The 17,382-nt window shown below is 63.9% G+C and carries 16 protein-coding genes; 7 read left to right on the plus strand and 9 right to left on the minus strand.

The genetic code is table 11. The features are described 5' to 3' along the window. Positions 1-11: 11 nt before the first annotated feature. Together gnd and AC1RUR_RS01775 are read right to left on the minus strand one after the other, a co-directional pair. The gene (gnd, locus tag AC1RUR_RS01770) at positions 12-1,010 is read right to left on the minus strand and encodes a phosphogluconate dehydrogenase (NAD(+)-dependent, decarboxylating) (protein ID WP_492840718.1); all 999 of its coding nucleotides are present in this window, start codon (positions 1,008-1,010) and stop codon (positions 12-14) included. Positions 1,011-1,023: 13 nt separating this feature from the next. After that, complete coding sequence (locus AC1RUR_RS01775) at positions 1,024-3,873, minus strand: bifunctional transaldolase/phosoglucose isomerase (protein ID WP_492840720.1); 2,850 nt, start codon at positions 3,871-3,873, stop codon at positions 1,024-1,026. A gap of 302 nt (positions 3,874-4,175) precedes the next feature. Here AC1RUR_RS01775 and AC1RUR_RS01780 point away from each other — a divergent pair, with 302 nt between their 5' ends. The 4 genes from AC1RUR_RS01780 (at position 4,176) to AC1RUR_RS01795 (ending at position 9,970) form a co-directional block, all read left to right on the plus strand. Continuing rightward, positions 4,176-4,898: an STM3941 family protein gene (locus AC1RUR_RS01780; protein WP_492840722.1), complete on the plus strand. Its 723-nt coding sequence runs from the start codon at positions 4,176-4,178 to the stop codon at positions 4,896-4,898. A gap of 299 nt (positions 4,899-5,197) precedes the next feature. Continuing rightward, positions 5,198-7,141, plus strand: a complete 1,944-nt coding sequence (locus AC1RUR_RS01785) for a PrkA family serine protein kinase (protein ID WP_492840724.1) — start codon at positions 5,198-5,200, stop codon at positions 7,139-7,141. 19 nt (positions 7,142-7,160) lie between these two features. Beyond that, positions 7,161-8,438 (plus strand): YeaH/YhbH family protein, encoded by a 1,278-nt coding sequence (locus tag AC1RUR_RS01790; protein ID WP_492841566.1) that lies wholly within the window; start codon positions 7,161-7,163, stop codon positions 8,436-8,438. Next, positions 8,435-9,970, plus strand: a complete 1,536-nt coding sequence (locus AC1RUR_RS01795) for a SpoVR family protein (RefSeq protein WP_492840726.1) — start codon at positions 8,435-8,437, stop codon at positions 9,968-9,970. The genes AC1RUR_RS01790 and AC1RUR_RS01795 overlap by 4 nt, the downstream gene beginning before the upstream one ends. 230 nt (positions 9,971-10,200) lie before the next feature. On the opposite strand, the gene AC1RUR_RS01800 is transcribed toward AC1RUR_RS01795, so the two are convergent. From AC1RUR_RS01800 to AC1RUR_RS01825, 6 genes are all read right to left on the minus strand, one after another. After that, entirely contained in the window at positions 10,201-10,647 is a 447-nt protein-coding gene (locus AC1RUR_RS01800; RefSeq protein WP_492840728.1) for a DUF1801 domain-containing protein, read from the minus strand. Continuing rightward, on the minus strand, positions 10,644-10,856 hold the full coding sequence (locus tag AC1RUR_RS01805; RefSeq protein WP_492841568.1) for a hypothetical protein: 213 nt from the start codon (positions 10,854-10,856) through the stop codon (positions 10,644-10,646). The genes AC1RUR_RS01800 and AC1RUR_RS01805 overlap by 4 nt, the downstream gene beginning before the upstream one ends. 55 nt (positions 10,857-10,911) lie before the next feature. Beyond that, positions 10,912-11,343, minus strand: coding sequence for an SRPBCC family protein (locus AC1RUR_RS01810; protein WP_492840730.1), 432 nt, complete (start codon positions 11,341-11,343; stop codon positions 10,912-10,914). After that, the gene (locus tag AC1RUR_RS01815; protein ID WP_492840732.1) at positions 11,340-11,663 is read right to left on the minus strand and encodes an ArsR/SmtB family transcription factor; all 324 of its coding nucleotides are present in this window, start codon (positions 11,661-11,663) and stop codon (positions 11,340-11,342) included. The genes AC1RUR_RS01810 and AC1RUR_RS01815 overlap by 4 nt, the downstream gene beginning before the upstream one ends. A gap of 247 nt (positions 11,664-11,910) precedes the next feature. Next, positions 11,911-12,360 (minus strand): DsrE family protein, encoded by a 450-nt coding sequence (locus AC1RUR_RS01820; RefSeq protein ID WP_492840734.1) that lies wholly within the window; start codon positions 12,358-12,360, stop codon positions 11,911-11,913. Positions 12,361-12,459: 99 nt separating this feature from the next. Beyond that, positions 12,460-13,080 carry a hypothetical protein gene (locus AC1RUR_RS01825; protein ID WP_492840736.1) on the minus strand — a complete coding sequence of 207 codons (621 nt, stop codon included), beginning with the start codon at positions 13,078-13,080 and terminating at the stop codon, positions 12,460-12,462. A 203-nt stretch (positions 13,081-13,283) separates the two neighbouring features. On the opposite strand from AC1RUR_RS01825, the gene AC1RUR_RS01830 reads away from it, so the two are divergent. The 3 genes from AC1RUR_RS01830 to AC1RUR_RS01840 all read left to right on the plus strand — a co-directional run bounded on the left by AC1RUR_RS01830 (position 13,284) and on the right by AC1RUR_RS01840 (position 16,210). After that, a complete protein-coding gene (locus AC1RUR_RS01830; RefSeq protein ID WP_492840738.1) occupies positions 13,284-13,856 on the plus strand; it encodes an STM3941 family protein in 573 nt (190 codons plus the stop codon). A gap of 360 nt (positions 13,857-14,216) precedes the next feature. After that, positions 14,217-15,746, plus strand: coding sequence for an SUMF1/EgtB/PvdO family nonheme iron enzyme (locus AC1RUR_RS01835; RefSeq protein ID WP_492840740.1), 1,530 nt, complete (start codon positions 14,217-14,219; stop codon positions 15,744-15,746). A gap of 17 nt (positions 15,747-15,763) precedes the next feature. Beyond that, positions 15,764-16,210, plus strand: coding sequence for a DUF4399 domain-containing protein (locus AC1RUR_RS01840; protein ID WP_492840742.1), 447 nt, complete (start codon positions 15,764-15,766; stop codon positions 16,208-16,210). On the opposite strand, the gene AC1RUR_RS01845 is transcribed toward AC1RUR_RS01840, so the two are convergent. Further along, complete coding sequence (locus AC1RUR_RS01845) at positions 16,211-17,266, minus strand: 2-oxoacid:ferredoxin oxidoreductase subunit beta (protein WP_492840744.1); 1,056 nt, start codon at positions 17,264-17,266, stop codon at positions 16,211-16,213. Positions 17,267-17,382 lie beyond the last annotated feature (116 nt).

A 17,382-nucleotide genomic window follows, 5' to 3' on the forward strand; every position in this document is an offset into this window, starting at 1 on the left:
GCTTCGGCTTTTCATTTCGGCTTCGAAGCGCCCGGCTGCTTCGGCTCCTTGTGGCCGCCGAAACCCGCACGCATCGCCGAGAGAATTTTTTCGGCGAAGGTGTGTTCCTTGCGGGAACGGAAACGTGTGTAGAGCGCCGCGGTCAGGACTTCGGCCGGCACCGCCTCGTCGATCGCCGCATTCACGGTCCAGCGGCCTTCGCCGGAATCCTCCACGAAGCCGGAATATTCGGCCAATGCCGGGCTGTCGGCGAGCGCGGTCGAGGTGAGGTCGAGCAGCCAGGACGGGATCACCGAGCCGCGCCGCCAGACTTCGGCGATGTCGGCGAGGTCGAAATCGTAGCGATGATCCGCCGGCAAGGCCTCGATGTTGGCGTTCTTGAGGATGTCGAAACCTTCCGCATAGGCCTGCATCAGGCCGTATTCGATGCCGTTATGGATCATCTTGACGAAGTGGCCGGCGCCGACGGGGCCGGCGTGGATGTAGCCCTGCTCGATGCGGGGATCGCGCCCCTCGCGTCCCTCGGTGCGCGGAATGTCACCGGCGCCGGGCGCGAGCGCGGCGAAGATCGGATCCAGCCGGTCGACCACCTGCTTCTCGCCGCCGATCATCATGCAATAGCCGCGGTCGAGCCCCCAGACGCCGCCTGACGTGCCGACGTCGACATAATGGATGCCGCGCTCCTTCAGCGCCTTGCCGCGGCGGACGTCGTCCTGCCAGAAGGTGTTGCCGCCGTCGATGATGACGTCGCCCTCCTGCATCACGGCCGCGATCGTGTCGATCGTCGTCTCGGTGATGCGTCCCGCCGGCAGCATCACCCAGGCGGTGCGCGGCCGTTCCAGTCTTGCGATGAACTCCTCTAGCGTCGCGGAGCCCGTTGCGCCGTCGGCGGCAAGGCCGGCGACGGCCTTGGCGTCCTTGTCATAGACCACGGTCGAATGTCCCTGGCGCATCAGCCGGCGAACGATGTTGCCGCCCATCCGGCCGAGGCCGATCATGCCGAGTTGCATCTGAGAGATTCCCCTAGTTCAGCGCGTCGGTGAGAGCGGCGTTGAGCGCCGCGAGACCCTTCTTGAGCGGACCCTTCAGGTGCACCCGAAGCGCGCGCCGGCCGCGCTCGGTGAGCACGTCGAAATCGCCGCGCGCCTGCGCCGCCTTGATCACGCCAAAGCTTGCCTTCTGGCCGGGCACGGCCAGGTCCTTGGCATCGTCGGCCGTGATCTGGAGGAACACGCCGCTGTCGGGCCCGCCCTTGTAGGCTTGTCCCGTCGAGTGCAGGAAGCGCGGACCGAACTCGGCGGCAGTCGCCAGATGTCGCTTCTGGAGCACGGCGCGCCGCATCTCCTGAAGCGCCTCGATCGTGGCCTTGTCGCGCGCGATGTAGCCGAGCAGGGCAAAATAGTCGCCGCGCCGCGAGCGCGTGATATGCGCCCTGAGCCAGGAGGTGAGGTCGCCATTGGCTCCCATCGTGCGCAACGCGGCAGCGTTGGTGTCGTTGGTGTAGAGGTCGACCTCGGCGGTGCTGACCACGGGCTCCTCGGCCGGCAGCGCGCCGGTTTTTTCGTATGCTGACGTCAGCTCGCGGGTCTTGATCTTGGCGGCCTCGACGTCCGGCTGGTCGAACGGGTTGATGCCGAGGACGCTGCCCGCCACCGCTGTCGCCATCTCGAAGCGGAAGAATTCCTGGCCGAGATGGTCGATCGATTTCATGACGATGCGCACCACGGGATGGCCGGCCGCTTCGATCGCGGCAAGCCTCTCGTCATGGTCGGCGTCGGCTTCGCCTTCGGTGCGGATGTCGATGAAGAAGCGGTCGTTGCCGTAAAGCGATGGCTCGCCCAGCGGCTCGCCGTCGATCGGGATCAGGCCCTTGCCTTCCTTGCCGGTCGATTCCGCGATCAGCTGTTCGGCCCAGGCGCCGAAATCGGCGATCTTCTTCGACGACAGGATCGTCACCTTGTCGCGGCCATCGAGGCCGGCGAGGCCCATGGCGAGACCGAGCTGCACGCCCGGGTTCTCACTCGGCGGCACGTCCGGTCCGCAGGAGCGGGCCATCGCGAGCGCATGCTTGATGAAGGTCTTGACGTCGATGCCCGCGGTTGCCGCCGGCACGAGGCCGAACGGCGAGAGCACGGAATAGCGGCCCCCGATCGAGGGCTCGCCATGGAAGATGCGGGCGTAGTTCAGGCTCTTGGCCGCCTTCTCCAGCGACGAGCCGGGGTCGGTCACCGCGATGAAGCGGAAGCCGGTCTTCACCTTCGGCCCGACCGCCTGCGCGACGCGCTCGTGGAAATAGTCCTTCATCGCATTCGGCTCGGTGGTGCCGCCGGACTTGCTGGAGACGATGAACACGGTGTTGGCGATGTCGATCTTGGCTTCCATCGCCCGCACCTGCGCGGGATCGGTGGAATCGAGCACGTGCAGCTTCGGGAAGCCGGGCTTTTTCCCGAACGTCTCGGCCAGCACCTCGGGCCCGAGGCTGGATCCGCCCATGCCGAGCACGACGGCGTCGGAGAATTTCTGGCCCTTCACGCGGCTCGCATAGTCTTCGTAGTCGGCAACGTCCGCCTTGGCGGCGCTGTCGAGCCAGCCGAGCCATTTGTCCTCGTCGGTGCCGGTCCAGACCGACTTGTCGCGCTGCCAGAGCCTGCGGATCTTGGCCGATGCCCGCCATTCCTCGGTGCTCTTGGCAACGGCCTTGCCGAGTCCCTCGCCGAGCGAGAGCTGCTGGCGGTCGATCGCGGGCCCGAGCACGGTGGCGCGCTTGTGGGCGACGGCGCCGTAGAGCTTGTCGGCGGCATCCGCGAACTGCTTGACGCCGTCCTTGACCAGCTCCTCGGTGATGGCGTCCAGCGAGACGCCGGAGCGCTCCAGCTCTTCCAGCACGCGATAGGCGTCCTCGACGTTCTCCTCCAGGCTGTCGCGCGGCTTGCCGTGGTCGCGGAACGCATCCAGCGTTGCCGGCGGCACGGTGTTGATGGTGTCGGGGCCGATCAGCTCCTCGACATAGAGGACGTCGCTGTAGTCCTTGTTCTTGGTGCCGGTCGAGGCCCACAGCATGCGCTGCGGCTTGGCGCCCTTGGCGGCAAGCCTCTCCCAGCGCGCACCCGAGAACAGCCTCTTGTAATCCTGGTAGGCGACCTTGGCGTTGGCGATGGCGACCTTGCCCTTCAGCGCGGCGAGCCGCTCCTTTTCGCTGGGGTCGTTGGCGCGCGCGATCTTCTCGTCCAGCTGCTTGTCGACCACCGAATCGATGCGGCTGACGAAGAAGCTCGCCACGCTCGCGACATGCGAGGGGTCGCCGCCGCCCGCGACGTACTTCTCGAGACCGGCGAGATAGGCCTCCGCGACCTGGAGGTAGACCGCCTTCGAGAACAGCAGCGTGATGTTGATGCTGATGCCGTCGCCGATCAGCGTCTCGATCGCCGGCAGGCCCTCCGGCGTCGCCGGCACCTTCACCATCAGGTTCTTGCGGTTGACGTCCTTCCAGAGCCGCCGTGCCTCGGCGACCGTGCCTGATGTGTCCATCGCGAGATAGGGCGAGACCTCCAGGCTGACATAGCCGTCGCCGCCCTCGAGGCGGTCATAGACCGGGCGGAGCACGTCGGCGGCGTTCTGGATGTCCTCGACCGCGACGGCTTCGAACAGGTCGGCCACGGTCCGGTCGCCGCGCTTCAGCGCCTTGCCGATCGGGGCGTCGTATTCGTCCGAACTGCCGATCGCCTTCTCGAAGATCGAGGGGTTGGAGGTGACGCCCTTGACGCCGTCGGTATCGATCAGCCGCTTCAGGTCGCCCTTGGCGATGAAGCCACGGGCCAGGAAGTCCAGCCAGACGGCTTGTCCGTGCTTTTCCAGTTCTTTGACGGGATTCATGATGCTTATTTATCTCCAAGCCTGCGGGCGAGGGGTTTCCGCGCCGGTCCTGACGCGCTATCCTGTAGCCCACATGCTCCCGGGAGGGAACCAATCAAGGGTATAGGCGTCATACTCTCAGTGTAACTCCGTCGCGATCATGACGATCCAGGCGACAGTGGCTGTGTTGCGTAAAAAGTCGTTGGCCGGGACAGTTCGGCCGAGGTCTCGTTGCGTAGCGTTTGCTGGCCGCTGCACGGAGGTGTCAGCGGATTGCGATCCGCCTGATACGTCTCGCCTGATACGTGATGGCTCGGTCGCGAATGGCCATGCTGGGGGAAAGCATGCACGTACATCCGGACGGCCCTACGCTCGCCGTCGCCGAAAGTCCGAAATCGGTCGCCGCGGTCGTCGGCATCGATGCGGCTCACGATCTCGAAATCAACCCATGCGCGACACACCTGCGGCTGCTGGTCGCGGCGGGCTTTGCGATGACCCTGCTCAGCGCCAGCCTGGCCTTCGACGTGTGGGACGGCCTGGGCAGTTACGATACGACGCTCGGCTATGCCGGCGTCGCATTGTTCGGTCTGGCGACCAGCCGATTGATCTGGATGCTTCCGGCCGAACGGGGGCCGGTGGTGGTCGTCACCGCCTTCGGCATCCGCGATCTCCGCATCGGCAATGAATTCCTGCTGTGGGAGTCGATTGCGGAGGTTTCGACCGCGGAGTGGCGCGGCCAAAGGATGATCGTGCTGACGCCGACGCCGGCCTTGCAGCGCCAGCTCTCCTGGATCCGCGCCAAGGACCGCGCGGCGTCGCGCGGCGTGCAGGACGGTCGCGTCATCATTCGCCCCGATGGACTGGCGACCGATTTTGACACATTGCTGCGCGCCTGCCGTGACTGTCATGCTGCGAGCGATTCACGCACTGCATTGCGGCGAGACCGCGATCAGGGCGCGCAGGACTCGTGTGCGCAAGGCTCGTGTGTACAAGGCTCGTGTGTACAAGGCTCGGCCTCACAAAGCTTGGCCGTACAAGCGTCATAAAGCTGCCGCCGGCCGACGGCTATGCTGCACCGCCGGAAAGGCTGATCCCCGGTAACGCCCGGATGTTGCGGCCGAGTGACATTTGCTGGAAATGAGCGAAGATAGACATAGATTCGCATAAATAACAGGCAGGTGCCTGTTCGTAACTCACCCGGTTGCCTACGTTGTGCGTTGCGTCGAGTCGGCCCCCGGGTGTCCAATGATCGTCATGTGCTCACGCTGATTCGAAACGGCCTGAGGAACGGTCCGGTAACGCTTTCGTTTCAGCTTGTGTAGCGGAACTCACGCGGAGAGGGATCATGTACAACGATTCTCTATTCAACGCTTTCGCTCGGTCGTTCGAGGCGAGAAGCCAGCACGACATGTCGATGGCGGAATACCTGGAATCGTGTCGAAGCGATCCCATGAAATACGCGAATGCGGCCGAACGATTGCTAGCGGCGATCGGTGAACCCCAGACGATTGACACGGCCAAGGACCCACGCCTTGGCCGTATTTTTTTGAACCGCACCATCCGTACCTATCCGGCCTTCGCCGGCTTCTACGGCATGGAAGAAACCATCGAGCGCATCGTCGGTTTCTTCCGCCACGCGGCGCAGGGCCTGGAGGAGCGCAAGCAGATCCTCTATCTGCTCGGTCCGGTCGGCGGCGGCAAATCCTCGCTCGCCGAGCGGCTGAAGTCGCTGATGGAAGTGCATCCGATCTACGTGCTCAAGGCCGGCGACGAACTCTCGCCGGTGTTCGAAAGCCCGCTCAGCCTGTTCGATCCCGATCAGCTCGGCCCGATGCTGGAGGAGAAATACGGCATTCCGCGCCGGCGCCTCACCGGTCTGATGAGCCCGTGGTGCTACAAGCGGCTGGAAGCCTTTGGCGGCGACATCTCCCAATTCCGTGTCGCCAAGATCCAGCCGTCGCGGCTGCGCCAGATCGGTATCGCCAAGACCGAGCCCGGTGACGAGAACAACCAGGACATCTCCTCGCTGGTCGGCAAGGTCGATATCCGAAAGCTCGAGACCTACGCGCAGAACGATCCCGACGCCTACAGCTATTCGGGCGGCCTCAACCGCGCCAACCAGGGCGTGCTCGAGTTCGTCGAAATGTTCAAGGCGCCGATCAAGATGCTGCACCCGCTGCTCACCGCGACGCAGGAGGGCAACTACATCGGCACCGAGAACATCGGCGCGATCCCGTTCACCGGTGTCATCCTCGCGCACTCCAACGAAGCCGAGTGGGCGAGCTTCAAGTCCAACAAGAACAACGAGGCGTTCATCGACCGCATCTGCGTGATCAAGGTGCCCTATTGCCTGCGGATCACGGAAGAGCAGAAGATCTACGAGAAGCTGATCCAGGGCTCGGAGCTCGCGGCCGCACCGTGCGCGCCCTCGACGCTGGAGACGCTGGCGCGGTTCTCGGTGATGTCGCGGCTGCGCAAGCACGAGAACTCCACGGTGTTCGCCAAGATGCGGGTTTACGACGGCGAAAGCCTGAAGGAATCCGATCCGAAGGCGCGCAGCGTCCAGGAGTACCGCGATGCCGCCGGCGTCGACGAGGGCATGGACGGCGTCTCCACGCGCTTTGCCTTCAAGATCCTGGCTGCAACCTTCAACCACGATCCGCAGGAGGTCGCCGCCGACGCCGTGCACCTGATGTACGCGCTGGAGCAGTCGATCAAGCGCGAGCAGCTGCCCGAGGAAGTCGAGAAGCGCTACCTCGAATTCATCAAGGCGGATCTCGCCCCGCGCTACGCCGAGTTCATCGGAAACGAGATCCAGAAGGCTTATCTCGAATCCTACTCGGATTACGGCCAGAACCTGTTCGACCGCTACGTCGACTATGCCGACGCCTGGATCGAGGATCAGGACTTCAAGGATCCCGACACCGGCCAGCTGCTGGATCGCGAGCTTTTGAACCAGGAACTGACGAAAATCGAGAAGCCGGCGGGAATCGCCAACCCCAAGGACTTCCGCAACGAGGTCGTCAAATTCTCGTTACGGTCGCGGGCCCAGAACGGCGGCAAGAATCCGACCTGGACCTCCTACGAGAAGATTCGCGATGTGATCGAAAAGCGGATATTCTCTCAGGTCGAGGACCTGCTTCCGGTCATCTCCTTCGGGTCGAAGAAGGACGGCGAGACGGAGAAGAAGCACGGCGAGTTCGTCGCACGCATGGTGGAGCGCGGCTACACCGAGCGTCAGGTTCGCCGGCTCGTCGAATGGTACATGCGCGTGAAGCAGGCCGGTTGAGGCGGATGGGAAAGTGGCCATTCACATTATTGACAGGCGCCTGAATCCAGGCGGCAAGAGTCTTGAGAACCGGCAGCGGTTCTTGCGTCGGGCCAAATCCCTGGTGCAGGGCGCCGTCAAGAAGACCTCGCAGGAACGCGACATCAAGGACGTCCTGGAGGGTGGTGAGGTCACGATCCCCCTCGACGGGATGCACGAGCCGCGCTTCCGCCGTGAAGGCGGAACGCGCGACATGGTGTTGCCCGGGAACAAGAAGTTCGTCGAGGGCGACTACCTCCAGCGTTCCGGCCAGGGCAGCGCCAAGGATTCCGGTCCCGGCGAAGGCGACAGCGAAGACGCTTTCCGCTTCGTGCTGAGCCGCGACGAATTCGTCGATCTGTTCCTCGACGACCTCGAGCTGCCGGATCTTGCCAAGCGCAAGATCGCGCAGACCGAGAGCGAGGGCATCCAGCGCGCCGGCTACACCACGTCGGGTTCGCCCGCCAACATCTCGGTGAGCCGGACGGTGCGGCTCGCGCTGGCGCGCCGCATCGCGCTCAAGCGTCCCCGCAAGGACGAGATCGAGGAGCTGGAAGCCGCGATCGCCGCCTGCACCGACGAGGACGAGCGTGTGGAGCTTCTCGCCCAGCTCGATAGGCTGAAGGCGAAGACGAAGCGGATTCCGTTCATCGATCCTCTCGACATCCGCTACCGCCGCTTCGAGACGATGCCGAAGCCGGTCGCGCAGGCCGTGATGTTCTGCCTGATGGACGTCTCCGGCTCGATGTCCGAGCACATGAAGGATCTCGCCAAGCGCTTCTACATGCTGCTCTACGTGTTCCTGAAGCGCCGCTACAAGCATGTCGAGATCGTCTTCATCCGCCACACTGACCGCGCCGAGGAGGTCGACGAGCAGACCTTCTTCTACGGTCCGGCCTCCGGCGGCACGCTGGTCTCCAGCGCGCTCCAGGCGATGCACGAGATCGTGCGCGAGCGCTTCAATCCGTCGGACTGGAACATCTACGCCGCGCAAGCCTCCGACGGCGACAATTCCTATTCCGACGGCGAGCTCACGGGCATGCTGCTGACCGACAAGATCCTGCCGGCCTGCCAGTTCTTCGCCTATCTCGAGGTCGGGGAATCCGGCGGCAGCGCCTTCGATCTCTCCGATTCCTCACTCTGGACCCTCTACGAGCGCCTGCGCAACAGCGGCGCACCGCTCTCGATGCGCAAGGTCAGCGAGCGCAGCGAGATCTTCCCGGTGTTCCACGACCTGTTCCAGCGCCGCGAAAATTCTCAGGAGAAAGCCGCTCCATGACGGAACGATTGTTCGAAGGCGCGGATTGGGACTTCCACACCTTGCAGCGCATCACCGATGCCTGCGAGGAGATAGCGAAGAACGATCTCGGGCTCGACGTCTATCCGAACCAGATCGAAGTCATCACCGCCGAACAGATGCTGGATGCCTACTCGTCGGTCGGCATGCCCTTGTTCTACAAGCACTGGTCGTTCGGTAAGCAGTTCGCCTATCACGAGGCCTCCTACCGCAAGGGCCTGATGGGCCTCGCCTACGAGATCGTGATCAACTCCTCGCCCTGCATCTCCTACCTGATGGAGGAGAACACGGCGACGATGCAGACGCTGGTGATCGCGCACGCCGCTTTCGGCCATAATCACTTCTTCAAGAACAACTATCTGTTCAGGCAGTGGACCGACGCGGACGGCATTCTGGATTATCTCGACTTTGCCAAGAACTACGTGATGCAATGCGAGGAGCGCTACGGCCGCACCGAGGTCGAGCGCACGCTGGACGCGGCGCATGCGCTGATGTCGCACGGTATTGACCGCTATCCCGGCAAGAAGAAGCTGGATTTGCGCGAGGAAGAGAAGCGTGCCGGCCGTCGCCGCCAGCACGAAGAGGAGGTCTTCAACGATCTCTGGCGTACAGTGCCCAAGGGGGCGTCGAAGACCCGGTCCGCGATCTCCCTCGAACGCCGCCGCAAGCTGCTCGGCCTGCCGCAGGAAAACCTGCTCTATTTCCTGGAGAAGAGCGCGCCGCGGCTGGCGCCCTGGCAGCGCGAGCTGCTGCGCATCGTCCGCCACATCGCGCAATATTTCTATCCGCAGAGCCAGACCAAGGTGATGAACGAGGGGACGGCGACCTACGTCCACTATCGCATCATGACCAAGCTGCACCAGCAGGGCCGGCTCACCGACGGCAACTTCCTCGAATTCCTGGGATCGCACACCAATGTGGTGTTCCAGCCCGAATTCGACGATCCGCGCTTCTCCGGCTTCAATCCCTACGCGCTCGGCTTCGCCATGATGCAGGACATCGAGCGCATCGTCACCAGCCCGTCAGACGAGGACCGCGAATGGTTCCCCGACATCGCCGGCAAGAACGACGTGATGGGCGTGCTGCGCGACGTCTGGGCCAATTACCGCGACGAGAGCTTCATCGGCCAGTTCCTGAGCCCGAAGCTGATGCGGCAACTCCGCATGTTCCACCTGCACGACGATCCCGAGGAGCGTGCCGGCATCCGGGTCGACGCCATCCATGACGAGCGCGGCTTCCGCCGCGTGCGGCGCGAGCTGGCGCGGCAGCACGATGTCGGCTACATCGACGCCAATATCGAGGTGGTCGACGTCGATCTCTCCGGCGATCGCCGGTTGATCCTGCATCACCACGTCATCAAGGGCGCGCAGCTCAACGAGACCGACGCCAAACGCGTGCTCCAGCATCTGGCGGACCTCTGGACCTACGACGTCGCGCTGATCGAGGTCGATGGCAACGACAAGGTGCTGCGCGAATATGTCGTGAGCCCGCGCCCGATCCCGGCGGCGGCCTGAGGCCGCCGACAACTCCTGGAGCATCGACGAGATTAGCTTGTGGCTGCCGCGAGGGAGATGCGCTCCCTCCCCCGCTTGCGGGGGAGGGTTGGGGAGAGGGTGTCTCCGCAGTGGGACTCCCCTAGAGGCGAGAGCCCTCACCCGGCGCTACGCGCCGACCTCTCCCGCAAGCGGGAGAGGTTAGAGGCAGTCCGCGGCTGCTGAAGCGATCAACGCGAGGCCGGGAAGTTCTAAGCCGATCGCTTCTTGGCGGGCTTCTTCTTGGACCCATTCAATTCCACCGCCGCCCGGATCAGCGCCTTCAACGCCTTCTCGTTGATCTTTTCGCCTTCGCGAATGTCGATCGCGCGCCGAACATTGCCGTCGAGGCTGGAATTGAACAGGCCGGCCGGATCATCCAGCGCCGCGCCCCTGGCAAAGGTCAGCTTCACGACGGCCTTGTAGGTCTCGCCGGTGCAGATGATGCCGTCGTGCTCCCACACGGGAACGCCGCGCCACTTCCATTCCTCGATGACCTCAGGGTCGGCGTCCTTGATCAGCGCGCGAATCCGCCCGAGCATCTCGCCGCGCCAGTCGCCGAGCTCCTTGATCCTGCCGTCGATCAGTTTTGACGGTGACGCTGACGCTCCGCTCGCGCCCTTCGTGCTGCTCGTCGTCACGGCGAGGGCCTTCTTCATGACCCGGCCTCGCGCTGCATGCCGCTGCGCCGGTCAAGATAGGGCAGCGCAAACAAATACAGCCCGGTCGCCAGCAGCGGGAGCAGCGGGACGAGCGCCAGGAAGCCGATCCACGCGGCCTGGATCTGCATGGTCATCGCGACGATGTTGGCGACGACGGCGAGCGTGAAGGCGATCGACAGCCAGCGATGGATCTGGCGAACCCACATATTCCCGGTCAACAAAACCTCCTCTTGAGACGACCGAACGATGGTCGGCGCCGGACTAGTCAGCCCGTGCCAGCACCTCGTCCAGCCTGGCGAAAAACTGCTTCCAGCCGGCATGCGCGCCGCCATAGGCCTGTTTCTGCGTCGGGCTGAAGCCCGCCTGCTCGACGCGCAGATGCGTGCCTGCACTTGTCGGCGTCAGCGTGAAGGTGACGACGCTTTTGAGGTCGAACGCGGCGTCCTCATGCGCGAAATTCCAGGTGTAGGCGAGCGTCTTCTGCGGCTCGATGGTGAGCACCTCGCAGTCCAGCACGCCGCCCCATTCGCCGCGAAGATTGAAGCGATGACCGACCGACGGCTTGAAGTCGTTCTTCATCAGCCATTCCTCGATCAGATGCGGCTGCGTCAGCGCGCGCCAGATCCGCTCGGCCGGAAAGGCGAATTCGCGCTCGATGACGACGGAGCGCGTCTCAGCCGTGGATTCGTTCATTGGTCCATCCTCTTCAGGAGATCGTCGAGCGCATCGAGCCGGTTCTGCCAGAAGCCGGCCATCTGGCTGGTCCAGTCGCGCAGCGGATCGAGCGCGGCGGGCTGCGCGCTGTAGTGTGTCTGACGTCCCTCATGGCGGTCACGCACGAGGCCGGCCTGCTTCAGCGCGCCGAGATGTTTCGAGACCGCCGGCTGGGAAACGCCTGACCGCGCCGTCAGTGCCCCGACCGTCTGCTCCCCGTCGCGGCACAGCCGCTCGAAGATCGCCCGCCGGGTCGGATCGGCCAGCATCCTGAACAGGAGATCGTGAGCGGTGGACATGCGAATCCATAACCAGGGAGTTATGGATTAATTCATAACCGCGGGGTTATGGGTAAGTCAAGCGCGATGGAAGGATTGGATTTCGGTGCCGGCCGCTGGCTCTGCTGCACCTCTCCCGCTTGCGGGAGAGGTCGGCGCGAAGCGTCGGGTGAGGGCTTTCTCCTCTTGGGGGCTCCTCATTGCGGAGACACCCTCTCCCCAACCCTCCCCAGCAAGCGGGGGAGGGAGCACACCGATTTCCCGGCGGCTACGGCCGCAAGTAAAGGTACCCCTGCGACTGCAGCTCGGCGAGGCGAACGACGCCGCCTTTTTCCGCGCTGACGAATCCCGGCAGCAGATCCGTCAGCGTGACGTTCTGCGCCTTCATGGTGTTGCCGCAGGCAGTGAGCTCGACGCCGTCCTTGGAGAAATCGCCGACGCGCTTGCTGACATCGGGGTTGGCCTGTGCCGAGTGAAACGCCTTCAGCGCCGGCCCGTGGATGACCAGCGCGATCGTGACGCGATCGGCGCCGCCGACGCCGTCGATGTGGTTCTGGATGTTGCCGAGCACGAAATTGACCTTCTCGGCGTCACTGAGGTGATAGACGACCTTGAGCTTGTTCGATGCAGGCGCCTCGGTCGCAGCTTTCGCGCTGGAGGCGCCAAGCGCCGCACCCAAGGCCGAAACGGCGCTCCACAGGATGTTGCGGCGATTCATGACCATCTCCCTCGAAGCACGATCCGGAAAAGTGTGAAGCGGTTTTCCGGAAAGATCATGCGTAAAACAACAACTACGCCTGACTTTGCCGAAGGCATATCACTTGTGGCGCAGCGCCGCGAGTTCCTTGCGATCGGTCACCAGCGAGGCGCACTCGGCATTGTCGGTGCGGTCGAGCCGAAAAATCCCGTCGTCGGCGCCTGCGACCAGCGATTGCTCGGCATCGTCATCCGGTTTGTTGTTCTGCCAGACCCTGACCCGCGCCAGCCGCACGATGGCCGACTTGTCGTCCTTGGAGAGGGCGACGCCGATGCCGCCGCCTTCGCAGTCGACGCCGCAGCCGAGGCGAATCTCGGTGCCGTCCCTGGTGAACACCGCGTGATTGCAGGAGCCGCTGGAATCGAAATCGCCGCTGCGATGGCGATATCTGAAGCCGAGCCGGAAGGAGTTGTGCAACTGCTTGTCTTCCGTGTCGACTTCCGCGGAGATCAGCAGCTTCATCGACGCGACCTTCTGCTTCGGATGCCGCGCCAGATGCCCGGCATCGTAGCGGCGGACGAAGCAGGCATAGGCCTTGTTGCCGGGTGCGCCCGCATACATGCGCGTGTTGAAGGTCTCGGCTTCGGCCTTGGTGGCCTCGCGGATGTCGTCGGCTTCCTCGGCCCGGGCGGCGCCGACGAGCGCGGCAAGAGCAAGCGGAAGAACGAGGGCAAGCTTCATGGTCGCACCGCACGCGTGAGCCGTTGACGGCCCGCCTGGGGAAGGGGAGGGCCAACTGGCGGTTAGTCGCGGACGGAGCACCGCGCGTTCAACTGCTCCTGCCTCGCAATCCCGTGGGCAGCCTCGCGCAAGGTTCCAGTCCTAACCCTCTGGGAGGAGGGTCTTGGTAGGCCCCCGGTTGCAGATGACTGGTGGCGCTCAAAATGTCCGAAAGTCAGAACTTGCCCAACCTTGCGATCGGCTATTCCCTGCCGCGGCTGTTCAAGCTCCTGGCGGCCGGCCTGCTGCTGACGCTGCTCTGTGCCGCGCTCGCATTCAGCTGGCACTACGCCAGGGACGTCACCACGTTCCAGATCGCGCTCGGCTATTTCGGCGTGGTGTTTTTCGGCTTGGCCACCTGCAAGGTGCTCTGGACGCTGATCTCCTCCGGGGAGCCGGTCGTCTTCATCACCCGCGTCGGCATTCGCGACACCCGCATCGCCGACGACACCATCTCCTGGCGATCGGTGCGGGACATGTCGATCTTTCGGTATCGCAGCCAAAGGATCGTGGTGCTCCAGCTCGATCCTCTTCTCGCCGAGCGGTTCGAAGGGGGCCTTCTGAAGCGCATCTTGTCGCTGCTGAACAAGCCGATCGGCGCGGACGGCGTGCTCGTCAATGCGGGCGGCCTGACCATGGACGGCGAAACGCTGTTCGAGACCTGCAAGCAATACTGGACGGCCGGCCGATTGGCCTATTCGGGCCGCGCCGCAGCCGAGCCCGAACCCGTCCATTAGAGCGCGATGTGTTGTCGCTGGACCGGTGCAGGCCCGAACCCTAGACCGCCTCTCCTCGTCGAGAGGTGGCTGCCGCGCAAGGCGCGTATCACCGCAGGCTGCCGTTGATCCTGTCCAGCACCGCCGAGCCCGGGCACAGCGTGTCCGCTTCCAGCGCGTCGTGATCGATGCTCCGGGGGGCCTTAGTCGCAGGCCGGGCCAGGAAGGTTCACGCAATGTAAGCCCTCGGTTCGCCGGAACTCGATCTCGGCTGATCCTTCGACATTGTCCCGATTCGTCAGTGTGACAGCCTTCACAGACAAATGCTTCTCGAAGTCGTACGGTGGGGCTGCCTCTTGCAAGTTGGTGGAGTGCCCCGCAATGGGCGAAATTCGCAACTTCAGATCCGGAAATCAGGATGGGCCGCCGCCACACGGCCCAATGCCGCGTCGTCTCGCGGCCATCATCGTTGGTGACATCGCCTCCTACAGTCGCCTGATGCAGGCCGACGAGGAGGGCACGCATGTTCGCGTCAAACGGATCGAGCGGGATCTCATTCAGCCTAGCATCGTCGAGCATCATGGAGCACTGGTGAAGACGACGGGCGATGGCTTCATCGCGATTTTCGACAGTCCCGTCGAGGCCGTTCGGTGCAGCATCGTCATCCAGCAGAATCTCGTCGGCCGCAACGCTTCGCTTCCAAAGGACACCCGGATCGAATACCGGATCGGCGTCAATCTCGGCGACGTCATCGTGGAGCCGGACGACGTCTACGGCGACGGTGTCAATATCGCCACGCGCATCGAGGGTATCGCCGAGCCCGGTCAGGTCTACATCTCCGGCGCGATCTACGAGCAGATCAAGCACAAGGTGGTGTGCGGCTATGAATCGCTCGGCGATCGCAAGGTCAAGAACATCACCGACCCCGTGCGCATCTATCGCGTGCTGCCGGATGCAGATGCCGCCGGCAGGACGCGAGGCCGGCGCGAGAATACCCTGATCTTTCTCCTCGGCATCACGCTGCTCGTGATTGCCACTGGCGCACTCTGGTATCTGCTGACGCAGCTGCCGGGCAAGGTGGGCGAGCAGGCTGCGGCACCGGCTGCTCCTCCGGCCGCATCACCGAGCCCGCAACCCTCGCCGCGCGAAGCGGCGACGCAAGCGCCGCAGCCGACTCCCTCGCTGGCGTCATCACCGCCTCCGGCTGCGCCGGCGCCAAATCCATCGCCGACGCCCGCCAGCGAACCGGAAATGATCGCCATTCGCGGCGGCAACTTCGCGATGGGAAGCAATGATGATCCGACCGAACGCCCTGTTCATCAGGTCGCGATCAAACCATTCGCGATCGGCAAATACCCGGTGACGGTGCAGCAGTGGAACGAATGCGCAGCCGCAAAGGCGTGCGCCTTCACTGCCGTCGGCAAGGACGATGCGCCGATCGCCAATGTGAGTTGGACCGACGCACGGGAATATGCTGCGTTTCTCGCGCAGGCGACGAAGAAGTCGTACCGGCTTCCAAGCGAAGCCGAATGGGAATATGCGGCGCGGGGTGGAACGCAGACCAAATTTTGGTGGGGCGACAAGCTCCAGACGGGCATGGCCGGGTGCAAGGACTGCGGCGACGCCGCGGCCGAGCAGCCGGCGAAAGTCGGCAGCTTCAAGCCCAATCCTTTTGGTCTCTACGACATGGGCGGCGGGGTCGATCAATGGGTCGAGGATTGCTGGCACAAGACCTATCAGGGCGCGCCCAATGACGGCTCGGCATGGAGTGGGGGGGACTGCAGCTCGCACGTACTACGCTCGGGCTCCTGGAAGAACGACTCGCGATACGTGCGACCGTCCAACCGCGATGGTTACGATACCAACGTTCGTTACCCGACGCATGGATTCCGCGTCGCTCTCAGTCCCTAGGTGCTGGAGTAAATCTGATGCAAATCCTTCGCTGCGTTGTGCTGTCGGCGGCGCTCGCATTGATTCCGGGCATCGCCTATTCGCAGGGCAAGACTGCTCCCAAGGACGCAAAGCTTTATTTCATCACCCCGTATGACGGGCAGAAGGTGCGTGGCGGATTCCTGGTTCGGTTCGGCCTGCGCAACATGGGCGTGACGCATGCCGGCGACGACTACCAGAACGCCGGCCATCATCATTTGCTGGTCGACGTCAGCGACCCCGTCGATCCGAAGGAGCCGATCCTGCAGGACAAGTCGCATCTGCATTTCGGGGCAGGGCAGACCGAAACATTTCTCGAGCTTCCGCCCGGGACCCATACCCTTCAGCTGGTGCTGGGCGACGCGAAACACTATCCGTTCGAGCCGCCTGTCGTGTCGGAGAAGATCACCGTGCGCGTCAGGCCGCCGCTTCAACGCGGCAAATGATCAGCGCAGGCTGGCGTTGAACTTGTCCAGCGCCGCCGAGCCCGGGCACAGCGTGTCCGCCTCCAGCGTGTTGAGCGGCGTCTCGACCGTGTTGAGATGGCTGTGCAGATCTTCCGCATCGGGATCGACGTAGAGAAGACCGGTGACGATCTGGCCCTTGGCGGCGTGCTTCGCGAGGAAGGTCTGGGCCCCGAGCCGGTCGTGCGGATCGTAATCGGCGTCGATCTTGCGCAGCGCGATCTTGCTGCCGTCATGCTGCTCGACCACCTGCACCGTGCCCGGCGCGTAATCGACCGCGATCGGGTCGCGGCCGACCAGCACGTCGAGCCGGTTCACGGCGTCATTGTGCTCGCGGACATAGTCGAAGCTCTTGGTCGAGCCGGCGTGGTTGTTGAAGGCGATGCAGGGGCTGATGACGTCGATGAAGGACGCGCCCTTGTGGCCGATCGCGGCCGCGATCAGCGGCACCAGCTGGGTCTTGTCGCCGGAGAACGAGCGCGCGACGAAGGTGGCCCCTAGCTGGAGCGCGATCGCGACGAGGTCGATGGCGTTGTCGGTATTGGTGACGCCCTTCTTGCTCTTCGAGCCGCGGTCGGCGGTCGCCGAGAACTGGCCCTTGGTCAGGCCGTAGACGCCGTTGTTCTCGACGATATAGGTCATGTTGACGCCGCGCCGGATCGAATGGGCGAACTGGCCGAAACCGATCGAGGCGGAATCGCCGTCGCCGGAGACGCCGAGATAGATCAGGTCGCGGTTGGCGAGGTTGGCGCCGGTCAGCACCGAGGGCATGCGGCCGTGCACGGAGTTGAAGCCGTGCGAATTGCCGAGGAAGTAGTCCGGCGTCTTGGACGAGCAGCCGATGCCGGAAATCTTCGCCACCCGGTGCGGCTCGATCGAGAGCTCATAGCAGGCCTCGATGATCGAGGCCGTGATCGAATCATGGCCACAGCCGGCGCACAGCGTCGAGATCTTGCCCTCGTAGTCGCGATGCGTGTAGCCGAGCTCGTTCTTCTTCAGCCCGGGATGATGGAATTTCGGTTTTGCGATGTAGGTCATGAGAGCACCTGAAGCTTCCGCGGCGTCATGGCCGGGCTTGTCCCGGCCATCCACGTCTTGGCGGCACGGAAGAAAGGCGTGGATGCCCGGGCATAGGCGAGCGGAAGCGACGCCGT

Source organism: Bradyrhizobium sp. GW821-FHT12B03 (assembly GCF_058807535.1).